Here is a 19,823-nt window from a genome sequence, read left to right as displayed (position 1 = left end):
CGTGGGCTCCCGGCACGGGCGCGGCGCCTCGGGGCCGCGCCGGGGCCCCGCGGACCGGGCCCGAGGGCGGGGCGGCTCAGGAGTCGATGCGGCCGAGGCTGCGGGTCATCCGCTCGACGGTGTCGGTGGGCGGCCAGGGGAAGTCGGGGAGGTCGGCGCGCAGGGTGACCTGGCCGTGCAGGGCGGTCCAGACGGCCACGGCGTCGGCGAAGGGGTCGGTGCTGGACGAGCGGCCGGCGCTCACACAGGCGCGGAGGCCCTCGACGAGGACCTGCCCGACCCCGAGTCTGGCCACCCGCGCCGAAAGCCCGCCCTGGCGGCGCTCTGCCTGGCCCTGGTCGTGACCACCATCGACAACACCGTGCTCAACACGGCCCTGCCCGCGCTCGCCGAGGCACTGCCCGCCTCCACCGCCGACCTTCAGTGGATCAACAACGCCTACACCCTGGTGTTCGCCGCGATGCTGATCACCGCGGGCAGCCTCGGCTCCCGGTTCGGGCACCGCCGCACCCTGACCGGGGGCCTGGCGGTGCTCGCCCTGGCCTCCTCGGCCGCCGCCCTGTCCGACTCGACCGGGCAGCTCGTGGCGTTCCGCGCGCTGATGGGCCTGGGCGCCGCGTTCGTCATGCCCGCCACCCTCTCGATCATCGTGGCGCTGTTCGGCCACCGGGAGCGCGGCCGGGCGATAGCCGTCTGGTCCGCGACCGCCGGCATCGGCATCGTGGTCGGCCCGGTCACCGGCGGACTGCTGCTCGACCACTTCGCCTGGGGCAGCGCCTTCTGGATCAACGTGCCGCTGGTCGCCCTCGCCCTCACCTCCGTCCTGCTGCTCGTCCCGGCCCTGCCCGGCCGCCGGACCGGCCGGCTCGACCTCCCCGGCCTACTGCTCTCGGCCGCCGGTCTGGCCGCACTGGTGGACACCGTCGTCCAGGGCCCGGAACGCGGCTGGCTGACGGCCGCCACCCTGGCCGAGGCCGCCGCCGCGGCCGTGCTGCTGACCGCCTTCACCCTCTGGGAGCTGCGCACGGCCCACCCGATGGTCGACGTCCGCCTGTTCGCCGACCGGACGTTCAGCGTCGCCGGCGGCATCCTCGGTATCACCTTCTTCGCCCTGTTCGGCATGCTCTTCGGCTACACCCAGTACCTCCAACTCGTGCATGGCTTCAGCCCGTTCGAGGCCGGGCTCGGAGCGCTGCCGTTCGCGCTCTCGATGGCGGCCACCGCCGGCACCAGCGACCGCACCGCCGCCCGCTTCGGCCCCCGGAACACCGTCGCGGCCGGACTCGCCGTCATGGCCGCCGGGCTCGGTGCTCTCTCCCTGATCACCGTCACCACCCCGTACGCCGTACTCGCCCTCGCCATGGGGGTGGTGGGCGCCGGAATGGGCCTGGTCATGGCGCCCGCCAGCACCGCGACCGTGGCCGCCGTCCCGCGCGAGAAGGCGCCCATGGCGAGCTCGGTGAACAGCGTGGTCCGCGAACTGGGCGGGGCCCTGGGCATCGCGGTGGTCGGTACCGTCGTCTCCGCCTCCTACCGGTCGCAGTTGGTCACCGCCCTGCCGGACGCGCCCGCCCACGCCGGCGCGGACCTGCCCTCCGCCCACCTGGCTGCCGCCGGACTGCCCCCGGGCCCGGCCGACCGGCTGGTCGCCGCCGCGAACGAGGCCTTCACCACCGCACTCGACCACGGCACGCAACTCTGCGCCCTGGTCGCCCTGTTGGGATCAGCGGCGGCCCTCGCCCGGCTCCACCGGCAGCAGCCGACCGCACCGACCGCAGGCGCTGTTGCCGGTGCGGACACGGCACTCGGGCGGCAGGACTCGCCCGCACGGGAGAAGTCGTCCACGCCGTAGTGCCGTCGCGAACTCCGCAGGTCGTCGTGCCGCAGGTCGCCGTACTACGGATCGTCAGGTCACAGGTCGTCATGCCGGTGACCTACCCCCCGGTCCCGGGCCGCCATGCCCGGTCCACTCGAAAGTGTGCTCCATGAGTAACGCGCCCGAGGGCGGGTAGCGTCACCGGCCGTGGAGGACACCCCAGCGATCCGACCGATCCGATGGTCCGTCGACCCGGCGGCCGCCCCGGCCGCCCCGGGCCGGGACGATCCGGTCTGGTACGCCGCCTACGGTTCGAACATGCACACCGAGCGGCTCGCCTGCTACCTGGGCGGCGGACGGCCGGCCGACGGTGCCCGGGAGTACCCCGGCTGCCGGGACGGTCGGCCGCCGGGGCAGTCGGTGCCCGTTCGACTGCCCGGAAGTCTCTACTTCGCCCTGGAGTCCCGGGTCTGGGGCGGCGGCATGGCGTTCTACGACCCGCACGGTCCGGGCATCGCGCCCGCCCGCGCCCATCTGCTGACAGCCGGGCAGTTCAGCGACATCGTCGGCCAGGAGATGGGCGGCGGACCGGGCGCGGACCTCGACCTGGGAACCGTGCTGCGGACCGGCCTCGACCGGCAGGGGCCGGGCCGCTACCGGACCCTGGTCTGCCTCGGCACCCTGGACGGCCTCCCGGTGCTGACCTTCACCGCCCCGTGGACGCTCGCCGAGGCCGAACTGAACGCCCCGCGCGCCCGCTACCTGCGCACCATCGCCGCCGGACTCACCGACGCGCACGGCTGGTCCACCCGCCGGGCGAGCGTCTATCTGACCACCCGACCGGGCGCGGCCGGCCACTGGACCGTCAATTCCCTGCACGCCGCGCTCGCCCCGCACAGCGGAGGATCCGCCTCCGCGACGGGTTCCGGCCGCGGTTGACATGACCATCCGTCATCATCGGGTGTGTATCCGCCAATTCGGTGGGCAAACGGCAGTTCGATGACGGATGATCGGCAGGCGGGCCGCTCCAACCGGGCGGTTCCGGGCGAATGAACGGGGGCAGGGACGACATGGAGGCGATGCGGGTCTTCGCACTGGTGGCGGCGACGGTCACCACCGGACTGACCGCCGGACTGTTCTACACCTACGCCTGCTCGGTGACGCCGGGCCTCGGCAGCACCGGGGACTTCATGGTCGCGCAGGTGATGCAGCGGCTCAACGTGGCGATCCTCAACGGGTGGTTCCTGGTGGGATTCGTCGGGGCGCTGGTGTTCACGAGTGTGGCCGTCGTGCTGCACCTGCCGAGCGACGGCCGCCGGGTGCTGCCGGCAGCGGTCGGCGCGCTGGTTTGCTACACCGCGTCCCTGGTGGTGACCAGGATGGTGAACCTCCCGCTGAACCAGGCGCTGGCGCAGCAGGCCGGAGAGCTCGGCCGGGCCCGGAAGTTGAGCCTGACCGCGGAGCTGGGCCGGGCCGGTCAGCCGGTGCGGATGGGCGGGCCGTTCCGCGCCAGGTGGGTGCGGTGGAACGCGGCGCGGGCGCTGCTGTCCACGGCGGCCCTCGGCTTCCTCTGCTGGGCGCTGGTGCTGCACTGCCACATGCGGCCGAGCTGACATCCGGGCCGACGGAGTCGCGGCACCGCGAACCGCCGACCTCCGACCATCGACCATCAACCGCCGACCTCCGACCTCCGACCTCCGACCGAAAGCCACCGACCGCACCTGCCGCCGCTCCTTCAGCCGGCCGCCAGCACCACCGTGGTCGGGGGCACGGCCGACCGCGCCGCCGACGACGGGCCGGCCGGGACGTCGCCCGCCGCTCCGTTCGCGCCCTCACTCGCCACTTCACCCGCTACTTCACCCAACACGCCGCCCGCCTCGCCGGAGGCCGCCAGCCGCCGGTGCTCCTGCGGCGTCAGCCCGCGCACCCGCTTGAACGCGGTGCTCAGCGCGAACGCGTCGCCGTACCCGACCTTGCGGGCCACCGCCGCGACGGTCAGCCCCGGGTCTCGCAGCAGGTCGGCCGCCACCGCCAGTCGCCAGTTCGCCAGGTACGCCATCGGCGGCTCACCGACCAGCGCGGTGAACCGCCGGGCCAGCCCCGCCCGGGAGACCCCGACCTCGGTGGCGAGCGCCGCCACCGTCCACGGCCGGGCCGGGTCGTCGTGCAGCAGCCGCAGCGCCGGGCCCACCACCTCGTCGGCCTGGGCGCGCAGCCAGCCGGGCGCCTGGCCGTCCGGGGCGGCGAGCCAGCTCCGCAGCACCCCGACCACCAGCAGGTCCAGCAGCCGGTCCAGCACTACTTCCTGGCCCGGCTCGGCGCGGGTGACCTCGGTGGCGAGCAGCCGGACCAGGGTGTCCTCGGTGGTGTCCACCCCGGCGGGCCGCACCAGCAGTGTCGGCAGGTGGCCCAGCAGCCGGCGGCCGATCTCGTGCTCCGCCAGGTAGGTGCCGGACAGCATGACCGAGGGGCGCTCGTCGTCCGGCCGGGTCTCGCCCCAGGTCCGCACGCCCATGGCCATCGAGGTGGCGACGCTGGCGCCGTCCCGGGAGCAGATCTGCCCGGGGCCGATCAGGATGTCCGGCTCGCTCCGCGGGTGGTCGGCGACCGTGTACGCCTCCGGTCCGCGCAGCAGGGCGAGGTCCCCCGGCCGCACCAGGACCGGCTCCGCCCCGTCGGGCAGGATCCAGGCCGCGCCGTCCAGCATGGTGATCAGCGACAGCGGCGCGCGGTCCTCGATCCGCAGGGCCCAGGGCGTGCTGAGGACGGAGCGCAGCAGGAACGCGCCGCGGGCCTTGGGGCCGTCGAGCAGCCCGGTCAGGGTGTCCATGAGGGGACAGCCTAGACGCGGCGGTGACGTCGCTGCCGATGACGTCGGTACCGGTGGCACCGGCCGGGCCGGGCACGGGTGACGGGCGGTCAGCGGGCTCCGGGAGGTCGCCCCGTCGACCGATGCCCGGCGCGCGGCCCACCGGCCGACTGCCGACGGCCCCCCGGTCAACGGGCGCCCGGGCGGCGGTGCAGCAGCAGCGCGCGGGTGAGGGCGACGGCGGCGGCCGTGCAGAGCACCGTGCGGGCGATGTTGGCCGTCGTCCAGGTCGGCTCGAAGGCGGCGCGCACGGCGGCGAGGTCGGTGACGGCGGAGGGGTCGCCGGCGGCGGCGAGCCGGTCGTTGAGCGGGACGTTGACGGCGGAGGTGAGGACGAGGGCGGCGAGGTAGAGCAGGGTCGCCACCGCCGTCCACAGGGTGGCGGCGCGCTGCCCGGAGCGGTGCAGCAGCCAGGTGCCGACTGCCGGCACGGCGAGGGCGCCGACGAAGACGGCCCCGAAGACCGGGTTGAGGATGGACGCGTTGATGTGCTGCATCGCGGTCACGAAGGTGCGGTCGTCACCGGCGGCGAGGCCGGGCATGACGGCGACGTCGAAGGCGAAGAAGAGGCCGGCCATCAGGCCGGTCGCGGCGGTGGCGGTGGCCAGCACCGGGCCGACGGCGCGGGAGGCGGTGGTGGTCGCGGCGGCGAGGTCACGGACGGGGGCGGCACCGAGGGCGGTGGACATGGCGGGCTCCGGAGGACGGCGGGGAGGGGCGGGCGGTGGAGAGCGGGAAGCGGAGAGCGGGAAGCGGAGGGCGGTCCGGGGATCACGGCGCGGCGGGCGGATCCCCGGACCGGTGAAGACGGGAGGGAGCCGGAGGGCTCAGACGTTCCAGACACCGGACGCCGCGGCGGCCCGCGCGTAGTCCGCGAAGTCGCGCGGCGGACGGCCGAGCGCGCGCTGAACGCCGTCCGCCAGACGGGCGTTGCGGCCGTCCAGGACCATCGAGAACAGGTCGGCGAACTCGCCCGGCAGGCCGACGGTGGCCAGCACCGCGCGGTACTCCTCCAGGGAGACCGCGGTGAACCGGATCTCGCGCCCGGTCGCCGCCGACAGTTCGGCGGCGACGTCCGCGAAGGAGAGCAGGCGCGGGCCGGTCAGCTCGTACACCTCGCCGTCGTGGCCGTCCTCGGTGAGCGCCGCCGCGGCGACGTCCGCGATGTCGTCGACGTCGACGAACGGCTCCACGGCGACCCCGGTCGGCAGCGCCAGTTCGCCCGCGAGCACCGGGTCCAGGAAGAAGCTCTCGGAGAAGTTCTGGTCGAACCAGGCGCAGCGGACCGCGGTCCAGCCGGTGCCGGCTTCGGCGACCGCCGCCTCGGCGGCCTGCGCCGCCTCCTCGCCGCGCCCCGAGAGCAGGACCAGGCGGCCGACGCCCGCCTTGGCGGCCCGCCGGGCGAAGGCGCCGACGGTCTCCACGGCGCCGGGGAAGGCCAGGTCGGGGTAGTAGGCGAGGTAGGCGGCGTCGACGCCCTCCAGGGCGGCGTCCCAGGTGCTGTCGTCCGCCCAGTCGAACGGGACCGGTGCGGTGCGCGAGCCGATCCGGGCGGTGTGGCCGAGCGCGGTGAGGCGCTCGGCGACCCTGCTGCCGGTCTTGCCGGTCCCGCCGGTGACCAGCACGGTCCGGGCGGCGGTGGCGGCGGTGGCGGCGGTGGCAGTGGCGGCGGTGGCGGCGGGCTGCTGGTTGCTCTTCGTGTTCTCGTTCATGGGCATCAGTCAACTCCGCACGCCACCGCGCCGACATGGTCCTCGCGCTCAGCCGCATGTGTACGCGTCTACGGCGCCGTTCGGCCACCGGGCCGCAGTGGTCCGAAGCGGCCCGGAGCGGCCCGACCCATCCGGCTACGGCGTCCCGAGCGGCGGCCGGACGGCCGTCACCACCGTGGCGTCGAGGTCCTCGTCGTAGCCGAGGACGGCGGTGAGCCCGGCCGCCGCGACCACCCCGAGGGCCGCCTCGGCCTGCTGGTCGCTGGTCTCGAACAGCAGCGCCCCGCCCGGGGCCAGCCACTGCGGGGCGTCGGCGGCGACCCGGCGCAGCACGTCGAGACCGTCGACGCCGCCGTCCAGGGCCGGCCGGGCCTCGTGCACCCGGGCCTCGGCCGGGAGGAACTCGATGTCGGCGGTGGGCACGTAGGGGACGTTGGCGAGCAGCACGTCCACCCGGCCGCGCAGGCCGGTCGGCAGGGCGTCGAAGAGGTCGCCCTCGAACACCTCGGTGCCCGGGGCGGCGGCCCCGGCCAGGTTGCGGCGCGCGCAGCGGACGGCGGCCGGGTCGAGGTCGGCCGCGCACAGCCGGACGGGGTGGCCGACCTCGGCGGCGAGCGCCGCGCCGAGGGCGCCGCTGCCGCAGCACAGATCGACGACCTGCGCGTACTCGCGGGCGAGTGCGGCGGCGGTGCGGACCAGGAACTCGCTGCGCCGGCGGGGCACGAACACCCCGGGGTCGACGGCGATCCGCAGACCGGCGAACTCGGCCCAGCCGACGACGTGTTCGAGCGGACGGCCGGCGGCGCGGTCGCGGATCATCGCGGCCAGCCGGGTGGGGGTGTCGGCGGCGGAGAGCAGGATGCGGGCCTCGTCCTCGGCGAAGACGCAGCCGGCGGCGCGCAGCCTGGCGGTCACGGACGAGCGGAGCGAGGCGGACGAGCGGACAGGCAAGGGAACCCCTCGGAGCACAGGTGGGAGGACATCGTCCGACCCGGGGGCTCTCCGCGCACATCTCGCCGGACGGCGGACACTCCCACGCGGTGCGACCGGCTTCAGGGCCTGGCGTGCACCTGCGTGAGGGAGCCGTGGTCACGGCCGGGGAGCACCCGATCCGGCACAGCGGTCATGGGTTCTCACCTCCCCGTTCTTCGCGTTTCCTCTGCGGCGTCCGTCACCCTACCGCAACGGGTCCGGCCCCGGGGTGCGGTCCGCCGACGAGCAGCGGGGGGCCGCACCCCGGGGTGTCCGGGCTCCGGGGGCTCGGGAGTTCAGCAACTCGGGAGCACGGGGCTCGGGAGTTCAGGGGCTCCGGAGTTCAGGGGCTCGGGGCCCGGCGGTCAGATGCCGTCGGCGAAGCTCCGGAACGCCGCCCGGGTGCCCTCGCCCGCGATGCCGTCGATCGCGCCGCTGTAGCCCCAGCCGCCGTCCTTCAGCAGGCGCTGCAGCGCCTTGACCGTCTCGGTGCCGGGGATGCCGTCGATGGCGCCGGGGTAGCCCCAGTACTCCTTGAGATTGCGCTGGAACGCCTTCCAGCTCTCGGGGCCGAGCTGCCCGTCGATACCGCCGTTGTAACCCCAGTTCTGCTTCAGCCAGTTCTGCACGTTCTTGGCCTGCGCGGAGCTGAGCCCGAAGTTCTGGACCGCGCGCACGGCCGGGACGGCCGCGGCGGAGGTGGTGGCCGCCGTGGCGGTGGTGGCCGCGCCCGCGGCGGCCACGCCACCGAGGGCGATGCCGAGGGCCAGGCCGAGGGCGACGAGGGGCCTGGTCGTCGTGATGGATCGCATGTGGTGCTCCCCTTCGAGCGGTGGGACGGCCGACGCCCGGTCGCGCCGTCGGACGCGCACGGACGCACATGCCGTGCGCGACGGATCGGTCACTGACAGTGCCGGTCCGACACTAACCATCGGCTCCCCACGAGGTCGAGCGGGTATCCGGCCACCCGGCGACGGGCGACACGCGGCCCGGCGGCCTCCGCCACCCCCCTGCACACCCCCGCAGGCCGGGCCGCCGAAGGATCCCGGCCTGCGCCCCGGGATGGCTGGTTCGCACCCGGAGCATCACCGGCGCGCGAACGGGGCGCGCGCCCCGCGTGGTACACCGATCCGATGACGACCTCCCAGGCGCCCGGCGCCGTGCTCTGCGACATCGACGGTGTGATCCGGTTCTTCGACCACCGCGAGGTGGACCGCCTGGAGGCCGCCGCCGGGCTGGCCGCGGGCACGACCTTCGGGTTGGCGTTCGCCGAGGAGCTGGGACGGCGGCTGGTGCTCGGGGAGTTGAGCCGACCGGAGTGGACGGCGGAGATCGCCGGGGCCCTGGCGCCCGGCCTGCCGGACGGGCGGGCGGAGGCGCTGGCGGCCGCGTTCACCGGCGCCCCGGTGCGCGCCGACGGCGAGGCGGTGGAGCTGCTGCGGCGGGCCAAGCGGCGGGTGCCGGTACTGCTGGTGACCAACGCGACGCTGTGGCTGGAGGAGGACCTGGCCGCGCTCGGGCTGGCCGATCTGGCGGAGGATGTCGTCAACAGCGCCCGGGTCGGGGCGGCCAAGCCGGATCCGGCGATCTACCGGGTCGCGGCGGAGCGCGCGGGGGTGGCGGAGCGGCAGTGCCTGTTCGTGGACGACAACGCGACCAACGTGGCGGCGGCCGGGCGGCTCGGCATGGCGGCCGTGCATTTCCGGGCGCCGGCCGACCTCACGCGGGCGCTCGTACCCCTGTGGGACTGACCGCATGCGGCGGCACCGCCCGCCCCGGCCCCTGCGGGCGGGACGGACGGTGCCGTCGATGTGCGACTGCCGGTTCGCGGCCTTCGGAAGGTGCGCGACCCTCGGAAGGCGTACGACCGCCAGCAGGTGCGCGACCGTCAGAAACGGCGGCCGGACTCGCGCTCGGCCTTCTCCAGCTGGTCGATCCGGCGCTGGATGGCGTTGGCCTCGGCCCGGGCCTTGGAGGCCTCGGCGTACATGCCGTAGTGGTCCAGGGTGGCGGCCTTCTGGCGCAGGTCGGAGACCTGCTGGCGCAGCTGGTTGATGTTCACCTTGATCGAACCGGCCGCCGCGGGCTGGGCGGTGGCGACCTGGGCCACGGTGGCCAGGCCGCCGCCGGCCAGGACGGCGGTCAGGACGAGGGCGGGAATGCGTCGACGCATGGTGCTTCCTTATGGTCGTGCGAGGTTCACTGACGGGACATCATGCGATAACCCGTCAGTAACATCATGACACGATCTTGAACCTCTCCCGCACCCGGCCCGTCCGCCGACGCTCCCGCGAAGGCCCCTCGACAGGGCCCGCAACAGGCCCCGCCTCAGCGGGTCGTGAGCGCACCGTCCTCCGGCTGGACGGCACAGACCGCGCTCGCGGTCGAGCCCGCGAAACCGAGGAAGCTGCCGAGCATCTGGCGGCAGACGGCGGCCTCCTTGGCGTTGTGCGGGCCCTCGGCGGCGGCCGGCTGCGCGGTGGCGAGCGGCAGCGCGAGCAGCGGCGCGGCGAACAGCAGGACGGAGCCGACGGCCCGGGCGGCGAACTTCGCGAAGGTCATGGCGAACCCCTTTCGGGTGGAAAACGGGACGAGCCATTGACTACCGGACCGTTCGCCCCGGACGTCGGACCCTGCGCCGTTGGTGAGCGTGTCCCGGACAACAGGGCGGGCCCGCCCGCTCACCATCGGCGCAGGGAGGCCGGACGGCCTCAGCCCATCGACTTGGCGCCGTCCAGCGACTCGCGCAGGATGTCGGCGTGGCCCGCGTGCTGCGCCGTCTCGGCGATCACGTGGAGCAGCACCCGGCGGGCGGACCAGCGGGCGTCGGCCTCGAACCACGGGGCCTTCGGCAGCGGGTGCGAGAAATCGAGGTCGGGCAGGGCGGCGACCAGCTCGTCCGTGCGGCGGGCCGTCTCGGCGTAGTCGGCGAGCACACCCGCGAGCGTCTCGCCGGGCAGCAGCTCGAACTCGTCCGTGCGGCGGTCGAAGTCCTCCTGGGTCATGTTCGCGAAGTCGGGCATCGCGGAGGGGCCTTCGAGGATGAAGTCCACCCAGGCGCGCTCGCAGTTCGTCACGTGCTTGACGAGACCGCCCAGACAGAGTTCGCCGGCGGTGGTGCGGAGCGCGGCCTGCTCGTCGGTCAGGTCGCGGGTGGTGAAGCGCAGGAAGTGGCGCTGCCTGGTCAGCTGGTCCAGCAGGTCGGCGCGCTCGTCGGTGGCCGCGACGGTGGTGGTGGTCGTGGTGCCGTTCATGGTGCTCCGCCTTCGTGGTTGCCGTGGTGCGTCCGGTTGTTCCGTCCGACGTGGACCACAGTAGGAGCCGTGTAGGTCAGATCGTGTCCTAGATGGCCTCCGGAGCACGCCCGGCCCGCTCCCGGCGCGAGTGCCACCGGGAACGGGCCCGGCGGGGCGGGCGGCGGCTCAGTCCTCCGCGCAGGAGGCACCGGGCGAGCCCAGCACCCGCGCCGCGCAGCGGTGCCCTCGCGCCGCCGCCTCCCGCAGACCCGGCGCTCCCGGCAATGTCAGCCACGAGGCGTCCTCCCCCGTCAGCCGCGCGTCCAGGAAGGCCGCGAGAAACCCGGCCGCGAAGGCGTCGCCCGCGCCGGTGAGGTCGCGGACCTCCCCCACCGGCGGGACCGGCACGGTGAACGGCGTCTCACCCGGCACATCGATCGTGGTCGCCTCCGACCCCGACTTGGTGACCACCGCGGTGGCCGCCAGCCGGGCCCGCTCCGGGCCGGGCCGCCCGTCGACGAGCAGCCCCAGGTAGGCGGACTCGGAGCGGTTGGCGAACAGCAGGGTCGGCGCGAGCTCCTCGGCGAGGGCCAGGAAGCGCTCACGGCCGAAGCCCTCCAGCATCCCGGTGGAGGAGGCGTCCAGCGAGGTGGTCCCGCCCGCCGAGCGGACCCGCCGCAGCGCGTCGACGGCCGTCGTGCCGACCGGTTCGCCGTCGAAGGAGTAGGCGGGAACGTGCAGATGGGTCAGGCCGTCCAGCCAGGCGTCCGGCACGGCCTCCAGCAGGGTGGCCGCGCCCCGGTCGGGCAGCATGGTGCGCTCGCCCGCGTCGTCGATCAGCACCACGATGCTGCCGGTCCGGCCCCGGTGCGCGACCCGGACGTCCACGCCGTGGCCGGCCAGTTCGGCGGCCAGGGCGCCGCCGGCCGGGTCGTCGCCGACGCAGCCGAGGAAGCGGACCGGGCACTGGCCGGCGGCGAAGGCCGCGACGTTCGCGGCGCTGCCGCCGCGCTGCCGGAAGACCCGGGCGGTGGAGTCGGTGCCGTGCCGCAGCGGTCCGGTCACCCAGACGACGACGTCCTCGACGAGGTCGCCGAGCACCCCCAGCATGGGTCAGGCCTCGTTTCGGGCAGCGGCCAGCGCGGTGGCGATCTCCCCGCCGAGCCGGACGTTGCCCCGGTAGACCTCGATGTTCACCTCCAGGCTGCGCCCCTCGGTGTCGCGCTGGATGAAGTCGAGCAGGAACGGGGTGGAGGCGTTGCCCTTGATGCCGCGGGCGTCGGCCTCGGCCCAGGCGCGGGTCAGCAGGGCGTCGAGCTCCCGCGGCGGGAGCTGCTTGTCCGGGTCGACCGGGTTGGCGATCAGGACGGCCTGCGGCAGGTCGAGGCTGTCGCGGGCCTCGATGACCCGCGCCGCCTCCTCGGGGGTGTCGACCCGGTAGGCGATCTCGTGGCCGGAGTCGGTGATGTAGAAGCCGGGGTAGTGGCGGGTGCGGTAGCCGATGACGGGGATGTTGAGGGTCTCGAAGCGCTCCAGGGTGGCCCGGATGTCGAGGATCGACTTCACACCGGCGCTGATCACGGTGACCGGGGTGGCGGCCAGGGTGGTCAGGTCGGCGGATTCGTCGAAGCTCTCGGAGGCTCCGAAGTGGACGCCGCCGAGGCCCCCGGTGGAGAAGACCCGGACGCCGGCCCGGTGGGCGAGGAAGGCGGTGGCGGCGACGGTGGTGCCGCCGTGCCGGCCGAGCGCCGCCACCACCGGGAGGTCGCGCAGGCTCGCCTTGTCGAGCCCGTCGGCCGCGGACAGCTCCTCGATCTGCGCCGTGGTCAGGCCGACCGTCGGCACGCCCGCGTGGACGCCGATGGTGGCCGGGACGACACCGGTGGCGCGCAGCCGCTCCTCCGCCTCCAGCGCGACCTCCAGGTTGCGCGGCCGCGGGAGCCCGTGGGTGAAGATCGTCGACTCCAGGGCGACGACGGGGGCGCCGGCGGCGACGGCCTCGGCGACTTCCTGGGAGATGCGGATGGGCAGTCCGGTCATGGCGTGTGCTCCCTGTGAGGCTGCCACCACGGTGTGGCAGCGGTGGGCTCAGCCTAGGGAGCGATCACATCGGGATCCAGAATGAATACCGGCCCTTCTCATAGACTCCGGCCTATGAGTCGGGTCACGAGTCTCACCCTGCGCCAGCTGGAGGTCTTCCTCGCGGTGGCCGACACCCTGCACTTCGGCCGGGCGGCCGAGCGTCTGCACATCTCCCAGCCGACGGTCAGCCAGGAGGTCGCCCGGCTGGAGCGGACCGTCGGGGTGGAGCTCTTCGACCGCCGCCGCCGGTCCGTGCGACTGACCTCGGCCGGGGAGGTGATGGCCGCCGAGTCCGCCCGGCTGCTCGACCAGGCCGGCACCCTGCTCGCCCGGGTGCGGCTGCACGAGGAGACCAGGCTCGGCACGGCGCGGATCGTCGCCTCCCCGACCGTGGTCAACCGGCTGCTGCCGGCCGTGGTGAGCCGGGCCGAGCGCGAACTGCCCGAACTCGTCCTGGCCGAGCTCTCGGTGGACACCGGCCGGGTGTCCGCCACCCTGGCGGGCGAACTCGCCGACCTCGGCCTCGGCCGCTTCCTCGACGACGTGCCCGGCTACCGGCGCGAGCGGATCGCCGACGAGCCGGTGCACGTCGCCCTCAGCCGGGACCATCCGCTGGCCGGGCGGGACGCCGTCCGGCTGGACGAGCTCGGCGACCTGCCACTGCTGCTGTGGCCGCGCGAACAGAGCCCGCGCTACTACGACCACGTGCTGGGGCTGTGCGCCGAACGCGGGGTGGAGCCGCCGGTCCTGGTCGGCCCGGCCCGGATCGTCGGCTCCCGGCTCTACCTGCTGTCGCAGAGCCGGGCCTTCTCCCTCGTCCCCGCCTCGATGACCGGACACCTCACCGAGGACGTGGTCACGGTGCGGCTGGCGGGCCGGGCCACGCTCCCGCTGGAACTCCAGTGGCGCCTGGACGACCGCCGTCCCGGGCTCGCCGCGCTGCGCGAGCTGGTCCGGGAGGAGGCGGCCGCCCTGGAGACCTGCTGAGCACTCCGGCGGGGTCGGTGGTAGGAACCGCTGAACGCCCCGGCGGGGTCGGTGGTAGGAACCGCTGAACGCCCCCGCCGGGCGGTGGCCGGAACCGCCGAACGCCCCCGCCGGGCGGTGCTCAGAACCGGAGCGACCAACTGTTGATCGTGCCGGGGAAGTAGCCGCCGACGTCGGTCACCCGCAGCCGCCAGACCCCGGCCGCGGTGTGGGCGGAGGCGTCCACGCCGAAGAGACCGACGAAGTTCGTGTAGGCCTCGCCGATGTCGGTGTCGTGCAGCAGGAACACGGCGCCGTCCGGGGCGACGAGCTCCACCTTGAGGTCGCCGCGCCACCAGTAGCCGATGTCCACGGCCACGTCCAGGTCGCGCGGGGCCTTCCCGGCGACGCCGGTGACGGTGACCGGTGACTCGACCGTGCCCTTCCCCTCGAAGGTCACCGGCGCCGGCTGGGCGAACAGCGGGCCGCGCGGCCGGTTCGGCACCGTGCCGGTGTACAGCAGCCGGTCCGGGGAGCCCTGGCCGAGTTCGCGCAGCGAGCCGACGGTCGCCGCCGAGGTCAGGGCCGCCGCCACCTGGGCGGGCGTGGCGGCCGGGTGGGACGCCAGGTAGAGCGCGGCGGCCCCCGCCGCGTGCGGGGCCGCCATCGAGGTGCCCGACATCTCGACCCCGAAGCCACCGAGGTCGCTCACGTACCAGGCCGAGGTGATGGACACGCCGGGCGCGTAGAGGTCCACCAGCGGGCCGTAGTTGGAGAAGTACGCCTGGGTGTCGTCGCGGTCCGTCGCCCCGACGGTGATCGCACTGGGCACCCGGGCCGGGGAGTGCTCGTTCGCGTCGACGCTCTGGTTGCCGGCCGCGACGGTGTAGGTCAGACCCGAGGCGATCGAGCCCGCCACCGCCGCGTCCATCACCGGGTCCGGCTCGCTGCCGAGGCTCATGTTCACCACCGCCGGACGGACGGCGTGCCTGGTCACCCAGTCGATCCCGGCCACCACCTGCTCGGTGGTGCCCTCGCCGTCGTCGTTCAGCACCCGGACCGAGACGATCTTCGCGGCCTTGGCGACGCCGAACGAACTGCTCGCCACCGTCCCCGCGACGTGCGTGCCGTGGCCGTAGCCGTCGTCCGCGACGTCGTCGCCGTCGATCGCGTCGTAGCCGTACGAGGCCCGCCCCTCGAACTCCTCCGAAGTGATCCGCACCCCGGTGTCGATGATGTACGCCGTCACCCCGGCGCCCGCGGTGTCCGGGTAGGTGTAGCGGTCGTCGTAGGGGAACCGCCGCTGGTCCACCCGGTCCAGCCCCCAGGAGCCCGGCGAGGTCTGCACGCCGTCCGCCCGCACCCGGCGGTTCTGCGAGACGACCGCCACCGACGGGTCGGCGGCCAGTCGGCGCGCCTGCCGGGGCGTCAGCGCGGCCGAGAAGCCGGGCAGCGCCGCGTCGAAGCTGCGGCGCACCGTGCCGCCGTAGGAGCGGGCCAGCGCCGCGGCGCCGTCCGCGACCGAACTCCGGTGCGCGGCGGCCGGCTTGAGCACCACCAGATAGGTGCCGGGGACCGCCCCGGGCGAGCCCTCGCCCTGCACGATCCCCTCCGGCACCGCCGCCGAGGCGGGGAGCACCCCGCCGGCGCCGATCGACAGCGCGACGGCCGCGCCGAGCACCGCGCAGATCCTGCGCAGGCGTATTCCTGAAACCACCGTCCGACCCCCTCCGGTCCGAGGCCCGGAACCGGCGCCTCGCTACCCCAGATCCTGACGCATCGTCAACTGACCGGCAACGGGCTCTGGTTGTTCTTCGTCGGCGACCGAACCCGGGGCCGGGCGGATCTCGGGCGCACGGTGCTCCGGGACTGACACCGCAGCGGGCGGTGCGCTATGTTCCGTACGGAATCGCCCCGGTCGGGGCGGGTTGCCGACCGGGTGGGGGCAGGCAGCATGGACGACTCACGCGACCGGACCGAGGCGGCAGGGGGACGGGCGAGACCCGGCACCGCGACGGTCGTCCCCTTCGAGCGCGGCCCGTTCGCCGGACTCGGCGCCGACGACCTGCGGACCCTGCACGGCCTGGGCACCAGGCGGGTCTACTCGCACAACGAGGCCCTGATGATCGAGGGCGAACCCGGCGACCGGGTCGTCGTCCTGCTGACCGGCTGGGTCAAGGTCGTGGCCGCCACCGAGGACGGCGGCGAGGCCCTGCTCGCCGTCCGCCAGCCCGGCGAACTCGTCGGCGAACTGGCCGTCCTCGACGGCGAACCGCGCTCCGCCAGCGTCCTCGCGGTGCGCACCAGCACCACCCGGGAGATCGGCGCCGCAGCCTTCCTGGACTACCTCGCCGACCGGCCCGCCGCCGCGCTCGCGCTCCAGCGCTCCGTCACCCGCAAACTCCGCCTGGCCACCCGCTACCGGATCGACGTCGGCCACGGCACCGGCCTCGCCCGGCTCGCCCGCACCCTGCTCATCCTGCTCGACTCCTGCGGCGTGCCCGCCGAACAGGGCCTGCGGATCGACATCCCACTCAGCCACGCCGACCTCGCGGCGCTCGCCCGGCTCTCCGCCGCCAGCGTCGAACGCTCCCTGCGCACCCTCCGGGACCAGGGCGCCGTCCGCACCGAGTACCGGGGGCTCGTCGTCCGCGACCGCGCCCCGCTCGCCGCGGCGGCCGGGCTCGCGCTCCCCACCGACCGGGGCGGCCGGGCATGAGCGGCGCCCTCGCCCCCAGGGTGCGCCGGGTCGTCCTGGTCGTCGACATCGAGGCGTACAGCGGCCGGCCCTACTGGGTGCAGCAGGCCGTCCAGGAGCGGCTGGACCGCGCCCTGGACCACGCCTGCGGGCGGGCCGGCGTCGACCGGGCGCGCTGCGAGGCCCAGGACCGGGGCGACGGGCAACTGCTCCTGCTGCCGCCCGACGTCGACGAGGCCAAGGCGCTGCCCGGACTCGTCCTCGGCCTGCGCGACGCCCTGCACACCCTCAACCGGGCCCCGGGAACGGCGGGGCGGCTGCGGATCCGGGCCGCCCTCGCCCAGGGCGGGGTGCAGCGGGCCGCCCTCGGGTACGTGGCCCGCGCGGTGGAGACGGCCTGCCGGCTGCTCGACTGCGAGCACGCCCGGTCCGCGCTCAAGGACACGCCGGACACCGATCTGGCACTCGTGGTCGCCGACGACCTGTTCACGGACGCCTTCGCGGCGGGCGCCGGCGGCCTCCCCGTGGACGAGTTCACCAACATCACGGTGGCCGTCCCGGCCAAGCGCTTCAAGACCCTGGCCTGGCTCGGCACACCCCGGCACGGCGCGCTGGTGGTACTCGCCCCGCCGGCCGTGCCCGGCGCCCCGCGCCGGGACCGCCGCTCGGCGCTGCTGCGCGGCCTCGGCGACGCCGCCGCCGGGATCGCCCTCGGCGCGACCCCGCCGACCCGCCACCACGACGACCCGCCGCCGGGCCACGACGGGGACCCGGCCGACGGGCACCTCGACCACCACGATCGCCAGGACCACGGGCAGCACGGGCAGCACGGGGACCACGACGGCTTCGGGGACGAGCAGCACGGACGGCACGGCGGGTACGACTCCCCCCACCACGACGAGACCCCGCACCACGAGGACAGCCCGCACCACGACGGCTGGGGCACCGACGCCTGGTCCACCGACCCGCACCACCACGACCCCCACCACGAGGACACCGGCACCCCGTACGGCGACGATCACGGCGGCCACGACGGGCACCGCGGCGACCACCACGACCCCTTCGCCTCCCCGGACCACCCCGACCACGACCCCGGCGGCGGCCACTGGTGGCACGGCCCGCACCACTGAGCCCCGGTCAGGGCCCCGGTCAGGAATGCCGGTCAGGGCGTCCGGCCCCGGCTCACCAGCCGTCCTCCGCCGACGGGTCGTGGTGCGGGGCCGGGTCGGGCTCGTGGCCGTTGTTCCCCAGGTAGTAGTCGGACGGCGACTCGTAGGCGGTGTGGTCGGCGGCCTCGATGACGTCCTCGGGGTGGAGGCGGCCGTCGTCCCAGGTCCGGTCGGGGTCGGTCATGGGGTTCCTTCCGGTGGAGTGGCGAAGTAGATGGCTTCGCACAGTTCTCGGGCGATCCGCGCGTACCGGCCGACGTCGCGCAGCGGGCCGTCCTCCAGGCGGCGCCAGTCGCGGGCGGCCCCGGCCGCCGCCCGGCGCAGTTCGCCGGGGGCGGTGTCCTCGGGCAGCCGGAGCCGGGCGGCGGGAGTGCGGCCGGTGGCGAGGGCGATCAGGGCCTCGGCGGAGTCCTGGTCGAGTTCGAGCCGCCGACCGGCCACGGCGGCCAGGGCGCGGGCGAGTTCGTGGCGGCGGAGCTCCGGGTGCCGGCGCAGCTCGCCGATCCGGGCGCGGGTCTGCCGGAGCAGGTCGGCTGGGAGGTCCTCGCCCGCGCCCAGCGCCGCCTCGACAGCGCCGAGGGCGGCGGCCGAGCGCAGCACGTCGGCACTGTCGACGAAGCGGCGGCGCACCTGCTCGACCACGGCGGTGATGCCGGACGCCGCGCGGAACTCCGCCAGCAGCGCGGCCGCCCCGATCGGCCGCCCCTCGGCGCGGTACCGGCGGGCGGCCGCGAGGGCGGTGTCGATGCCGTAGACGCCCAACAGGCCGAACAGCCGCTCGCGTTCGGGCCGGGTGAGCGGTCCGGTGTCCCAGTCGAGGAAGCGCCGGCCGGAGTAGCGGGCGCGGCGCAGCTCACCGGCGGGGGCTTCGACGAGCCGGCGGACGAGGGCGGCGTCCGGTTCGGTGAAGTCGTCCCCGAGGGCGGTCTGGGCGAGCAGTCCGACCACCGGGAGGACTTCGTCGACGAGGCCGGCGAGCCGTCCGGCGTTGGTCGCGGCGACCTGGCGGGCGCGCGGCCAGGGGTCGCCGTGGCCCTCGCCGAGCAGGTCGATCCGGCTGAGCACGCCGACGGCGTTGAGCGCGGTCATCCGGCCGTCGGCCTGGGCGCGCAGGGCGCCGAGGGCCTCGGCGTCACCGGCGCCGGGGTGCGGCATGACGTAGATCATCGCGTCCGCGCGGGCGAGGGCGTCCAGCGCGGGCCCGTCGAGGCCGCTGAGCGAGTCCAGGCCGGGGGTGTCGACGAGTTCGCAGTCGCCGACGGGGCGCAGTCCGGCGGCCTCGACCACCACCTCGGCGATCTGCTCGACGGGCAGGCCGAGGTCCCGGGGGTCGCGCGGCAGGCCGCCCGGTCGCCACTGCGCGGATCCGTCCCGGTGGCGGACCTGGATCCGGTTGAGCGGTCCGGGCCGGAACCAGGCCACCACGGTGGTGCACTCGGTGGCGGCGGAGGCGGCGAGCCGTCGGCCGAGCAGGGCGTTCACCAGGGTGGACTTGCCCGCGTTCATCCGGCCGCCGACGGCGATCCGCAGGGTGTGCCCGGCCAGCCGCTCGCGGACCGCGCGCACCGCCGCGGCGGGCGGGCCCGGGGGCAGCAGGCGCTCCAGTTCGGCGGTGAACCCGGCCACCAGCGGGGCGAGTTCACCGCCCTGCGGCGGGGCGGCCGTCACCGGGCGGCCGACCGGGCGGGTGCGGCCGCCGGGGGCACGGTGCCGCGCTGCTCGCGTACCCTCCCGCCGCTGACCGGCAGTTCCTCCAAGGGGGCTGCCGCGGCCCGGGCCCGGGCCCGGTCGGCGGGGTCGGTGACGAGGTCGGCCTTGGTGTGGACGAGCACCACGGGGAGCGGCGTCGGCTGCTCGTCGACGGCGCGGTGCAGCAGCACCACGGTGCGGCGCACCTCGTCCTGGGACTCGGGGTCGGTGGCGAGGCGCTGGGTGTCGGCGAAGACGACCACCGCGTCGGCGTGGGTGAGCCGCTCCAGCAGTTGCGCGGTCTCCGGGTCGTCGGCGGCCGAGCCGGTGAGCGCCCCGCCCCGGTAGTCCGTCCACTCGAAGCCGAGGACCGCGCGGCGGCCGAACTCCGGACCGGCCGACAGCTCCGTCCGGCGGGAGGACGGCGGCGGATAGATCCCCCGCCCCAACAGCTCTCCCGAGGTTATGAGTTGGTGAGCGAGGGCGGTGTCGGCGGTGACCAGCCGGAAGCCCTTGCGGCCGACCGCGAGGCGGGTGTACATCGCGGCGAGGTAACTGCTCTTGCCCGCGCTGCTGTGGCCGAGGGCGACCAGTCGCAGTTGGGTGAGGTCCAT

At 75.2% G+C, this 19,823-nt stretch carries 22 protein-coding genes; 7 read left to right on the top strand and 15 right to left on the bottom strand.

Annotation, left to right across the window (positions count from 1 at the left end):
* Nucleotides 1-76: 76 nt before the first annotated feature.
* On the bottom strand, nucleotides 77-295 hold the full coding sequence (locus OG715_RS39460) for a TetR-like C-terminal domain-containing protein (protein ID WP_266272401.1): 219 nt from the start codon (nucleotides 293-295) through the stop codon (nucleotides 77-79).
* On the opposite strand from OG715_RS39460, the gene OG715_RS39455 reads away from it, so the two are divergent.
* From OG715_RS39455 to OG715_RS39445, 3 genes are all read left to right on the top strand, one after another.
* The gene (locus OG715_RS39455; RefSeq protein ID WP_327064240.1) at nucleotides 272-1,852 is read left to right on the top strand and encodes an MFS transporter; all 1,581 of its coding nucleotides are present in this window, start codon (nucleotides 272-274) and stop codon (nucleotides 1,850-1,852) included. The genes OG715_RS39460 and OG715_RS39455 overlap by 24 nt on opposite strands.
* 171 nt (nucleotides 1,853-2,023) lie before the next feature.
* Nucleotides 2,024-2,755: a histone deacetylase gene (locus OG715_RS39450; protein WP_407661068.1), complete on the top strand. Its 732-nt coding sequence runs from the start codon at nucleotides 2,024-2,026 to the stop codon at nucleotides 2,753-2,755.
* A gap of 110 nt (nucleotides 2,756-2,865) precedes the next feature.
* Entirely contained in the window at nucleotides 2,866-3,429 is a 564-nt protein-coding gene (locus tag OG715_RS39445) for an anthrone oxygenase family protein (protein WP_266272402.1), read from the top strand.
* Between the two features lie 122 nt (nucleotides 3,430-3,551).
* Here OG715_RS39445 and OG715_RS39440 read toward each other — a convergent pair whose 3' ends face one another.
* From OG715_RS39440 to OG715_RS39420, 5 genes are all read right to left on the bottom strand, one after another.
* Nucleotides 3,552-4,646: an AraC family transcriptional regulator gene (locus tag OG715_RS39440; RefSeq protein ID WP_266272403.1), complete on the bottom strand. Its 1,095-nt coding sequence runs from the start codon at nucleotides 4,644-4,646 to the stop codon at nucleotides 3,552-3,554.
* Between the two features lie 167 nt (nucleotides 4,647-4,813).
* The gene (locus OG715_RS39435; protein WP_266272404.1) at nucleotides 4,814-5,374 is read right to left on the bottom strand and encodes an anthrone oxygenase family protein; all 561 of its coding nucleotides are present in this window, start codon (nucleotides 5,372-5,374) and stop codon (nucleotides 4,814-4,816) included.
* A 138-nt stretch (nucleotides 5,375-5,512) separates the two neighbouring features.
* Nucleotides 5,513-6,397 (bottom strand): Rossmann-fold NAD(P)-binding domain-containing protein, encoded by an 885-nt coding sequence (locus tag OG715_RS39430; RefSeq protein WP_266272405.1) that lies wholly within the window; start codon nucleotides 6,395-6,397, stop codon nucleotides 5,513-5,515.
* A gap of 135 nt (nucleotides 6,398-6,532) precedes the next feature.
* Nucleotides 6,533-7,348, bottom strand: coding sequence for a putative protein N(5)-glutamine methyltransferase (locus OG715_RS39425; RefSeq protein WP_266272406.1), 816 nt, complete (start codon nucleotides 7,346-7,348; stop codon nucleotides 6,533-6,535).
* A 386-nt stretch (nucleotides 7,349-7,734) separates the two neighbouring features.
* Nucleotides 7,735-8,181: a peptidoglycan-binding domain-containing protein gene (locus OG715_RS39420; RefSeq protein WP_266272407.1), complete on the bottom strand. Its 447-nt coding sequence runs from the start codon at nucleotides 8,179-8,181 to the stop codon at nucleotides 7,735-7,737.
* Nucleotides 8,182-8,502: 321 nt separating this feature from the next.
* Between OG715_RS39420 and OG715_RS39415 the strand changes: the two genes are divergently transcribed.
* Nucleotides 8,503-9,120, top strand: a complete 618-nt coding sequence (locus OG715_RS39415) for an HAD-IA family hydrolase (RefSeq protein WP_266272408.1) — start codon at nucleotides 8,503-8,505, stop codon at nucleotides 9,118-9,120.
* Between the two features lie 137 nt (nucleotides 9,121-9,257).
* Here the strand turns inward: OG715_RS39415 and OG715_RS39410 are convergent, their stop codons facing one another.
* From OG715_RS39410 to OG715_RS39390, 5 genes are all read right to left on the bottom strand, one after another.
* Nucleotides 9,258-9,542 (bottom strand): hypothetical protein, encoded by a 285-nt coding sequence (locus OG715_RS39410; RefSeq protein ID WP_266272409.1) that lies wholly within the window; start codon nucleotides 9,540-9,542, stop codon nucleotides 9,258-9,260.
* A gap of 155 nt (nucleotides 9,543-9,697) precedes the next feature.
* Entirely contained in the window at nucleotides 9,698-9,931 is a 234-nt protein-coding gene (locus OG715_RS39405; RefSeq protein ID WP_266272410.1) for a hypothetical protein, read from the bottom strand.
* 149 nt (nucleotides 9,932-10,080) lie between these two features.
* Nucleotides 10,081-10,623: a DinB family protein gene (locus OG715_RS39400; RefSeq protein WP_266272411.1), complete on the bottom strand. Its 543-nt coding sequence runs from the start codon at nucleotides 10,621-10,623 to the stop codon at nucleotides 10,081-10,083.
* A gap of 168 nt (nucleotides 10,624-10,791) precedes the next feature.
* Nucleotides 10,792-11,715: a carbohydrate kinase family protein gene (locus OG715_RS39395; RefSeq protein ID WP_266272412.1), complete on the bottom strand. Its 924-nt coding sequence runs from the start codon at nucleotides 11,713-11,715 to the stop codon at nucleotides 10,792-10,794.
* Between the two features lie 3 nt (nucleotides 11,716-11,718).
* Complete coding sequence (locus OG715_RS39390) at nucleotides 11,719-12,645, bottom strand: pseudouridine-5'-phosphate glycosidase (protein ID WP_266272413.1); 927 nt, start codon at nucleotides 12,643-12,645, stop codon at nucleotides 11,719-11,721.
* Between the two features lie 114 nt (nucleotides 12,646-12,759).
* Between OG715_RS39390 and OG715_RS39385 the strand changes: the two genes are divergently transcribed.
* Nucleotides 12,760-13,674, top strand: a complete 915-nt coding sequence (locus OG715_RS39385) for a LysR family transcriptional regulator (RefSeq protein ID WP_266272414.1) — start codon at nucleotides 12,760-12,762, stop codon at nucleotides 13,672-13,674.
* Nucleotides 13,675-13,795: 121 nt separating this feature from the next.
* On the opposite strand, the gene OG715_RS39380 is transcribed toward OG715_RS39385, so the two are convergent.
* A complete protein-coding gene (locus OG715_RS39380; protein WP_266272415.1) occupies nucleotides 13,796-15,370 on the bottom strand; it encodes a S8 family peptidase in 1,575 nt (524 codons plus the stop codon).
* Between the two features lie 237 nt (nucleotides 15,371-15,607).
* Here OG715_RS39380 and OG715_RS39375 point away from each other — a divergent pair, with 237 nt between their 5' ends.
* Complete coding sequence (locus OG715_RS39375) at nucleotides 15,608-16,372, top strand: Crp/Fnr family transcriptional regulator (RefSeq protein WP_266272416.1); 765 nt, start codon at nucleotides 15,608-15,610, stop codon at nucleotides 16,370-16,372.
* A complete protein-coding gene (locus OG715_RS39370) occupies nucleotides 16,369-17,481 on the top strand; it encodes a hypothetical protein (RefSeq protein WP_266272417.1) in 1,113 nt (370 codons plus the stop codon). The genes OG715_RS39375 and OG715_RS39370 overlap by 4 nt, the downstream gene beginning before the upstream one ends.
* A 52-nt stretch (nucleotides 17,482-17,533) precedes the next feature.
* Here the strand turns inward: OG715_RS39370 and OG715_RS39365 are convergent, their stop codons facing one another.
* From OG715_RS39365 to OG715_RS39355, 3 genes are read right to left on the bottom strand one after another with little or no spacing between them, the layout of a single operon-like run.
* Nucleotides 17,534-17,704, bottom strand: a complete 171-nt coding sequence (locus OG715_RS39365) for a hypothetical protein (RefSeq protein WP_266272418.1) — start codon at nucleotides 17,702-17,704, stop codon at nucleotides 17,534-17,536.
* Nucleotides 17,701-19,188: a GTPase gene (locus OG715_RS39360; RefSeq protein ID WP_266272419.1), complete on the bottom strand. Its 1,488-nt coding sequence runs from the start codon at nucleotides 19,186-19,188 to the stop codon at nucleotides 17,701-17,703. Before OG715_RS39360 ends, OG715_RS39365 begins: the two co-directional genes overlap by 4 nt.
* Entirely contained in the window at nucleotides 19,185-19,823 is a 639-nt protein-coding gene (locus OG715_RS39355; RefSeq protein ID WP_266272420.1) for a TRAFAC clade GTPase domain-containing protein, read from the bottom strand. The genes OG715_RS39360 and OG715_RS39355 overlap by 4 nt, the downstream gene beginning before the upstream one ends.

The organism is Kitasatospora purpeofusca, assembly GCF_036010405.1.
GTDB classification, from domain to species: domain Bacteria; phylum Actinomycetota; class Actinomycetes; order Streptomycetales; family Streptomycetaceae; genus Kitasatospora; species Kitasatospora purpeofusca.
Note: the sequence above shows the minus strand (reverse complement) of the source record. Positions and strands in the feature narration are given on the sequence as shown.

What these genes read in the sequence shown, in the direction of transcription:
- OG715_RS39445 (WP_266272402.1), top strand. Translation starts at nt 2,866, where the DNA reads ATGAACGGGGGCAGGGACGACATGGAGGCGATGCGGGTCTTCGCACTG.
- OG715_RS39440 (WP_266272403.1), bottom strand. Translation starts at nt 4,646, where the DNA reads ATGGACACCCTGACCGGGCTGCTCGACGGCCCCAAGGCCCGCGGCGCG.
- OG715_RS39435 (WP_266272404.1), bottom strand. Translation starts at nt 5,374, where the DNA reads ATGTCCACCGCCCTCGGTGCCGCCCCCGTCCGTGACCTCGCCGCCGCG.
- OG715_RS39430 (WP_266272405.1), bottom strand. Translation starts at nt 6,397, where the DNA reads ATGAACGAGAACACGAAGAGCAACCAGCAGCCCGCCGCCACCGCCGCC.
- OG715_RS39420 (WP_266272407.1), bottom strand. Translation starts at nt 8,181, where the DNA reads ATGCGATCCATCACGACGACCAGGCCCCTCGTCGCCCTCGGCCTGGCC.
- OG715_RS39415 (WP_266272408.1), top strand. Translation starts at nt 8,503, where the DNA reads ATGACGACCTCCCAGGCGCCCGGCGCCGTGCTCTGCGACATCGACGGT.
- OG715_RS39410 (WP_266272409.1), bottom strand. Translation starts at nt 9,542, where the DNA reads ATGCGTCGACGCATTCCCGCCCTCGTCCTGACCGCCGTCCTGGCCGGC.
- OG715_RS39405 (WP_266272410.1), bottom strand. Translation starts at nt 9,931, where the DNA reads ATGACCTTCGCGAAGTTCGCCGCCCGGGCCGTCGGCTCCGTCCTGCTG.
- OG715_RS39400 (WP_266272411.1), bottom strand. Translation starts at nt 10,623, where the DNA reads ATGAACGGCACCACGACCACCACCACCGTCGCGGCCACCGACGAGCGC.
- OG715_RS39395 (WP_266272412.1), bottom strand. Translation starts at nt 11,715, where the DNA reads ATGCTGGGGGTGCTCGGCGACCTCGTCGAGGACGTCGTCGTCTGGGTG.
- OG715_RS39390 (WP_266272413.1), bottom strand. Translation starts at nt 12,645, where the DNA reads ATGACCGGACTGCCCATCCGCATCTCCCAGGAAGTCGCCGAGGCCGTC.
- OG715_RS39385 (WP_266272414.1), top strand. Translation starts at nt 12,760, where the DNA reads ATGAGTCGGGTCACGAGTCTCACCCTGCGCCAGCTGGAGGTCTTCCTC.
- OG715_RS39375 (WP_266272416.1), top strand. Translation starts at nt 15,608, where the DNA reads ATGGACGACTCACGCGACCGGACCGAGGCGGCAGGGGGACGGGCGAGA.
- OG715_RS39370 (WP_266272417.1), top strand. Translation starts at nt 16,369, where the DNA reads ATGAGCGGCGCCCTCGCCCCCAGGGTGCGCCGGGTCGTCCTGGTCGTC.
- OG715_RS39365 (WP_266272418.1), bottom strand. Translation starts at nt 17,704, where the DNA reads ATGACCGACCCCGACCGGACCTGGGACGACGGCCGCCTCCACCCCGAG.
- OG715_RS39355 (WP_266272420.1), bottom strand. Translation starts at nt 19,823, where the DNA reads ATGGACCTCACCCAACTGCGACTGGTCGCCCTCGGCCACAGCAGCGCG.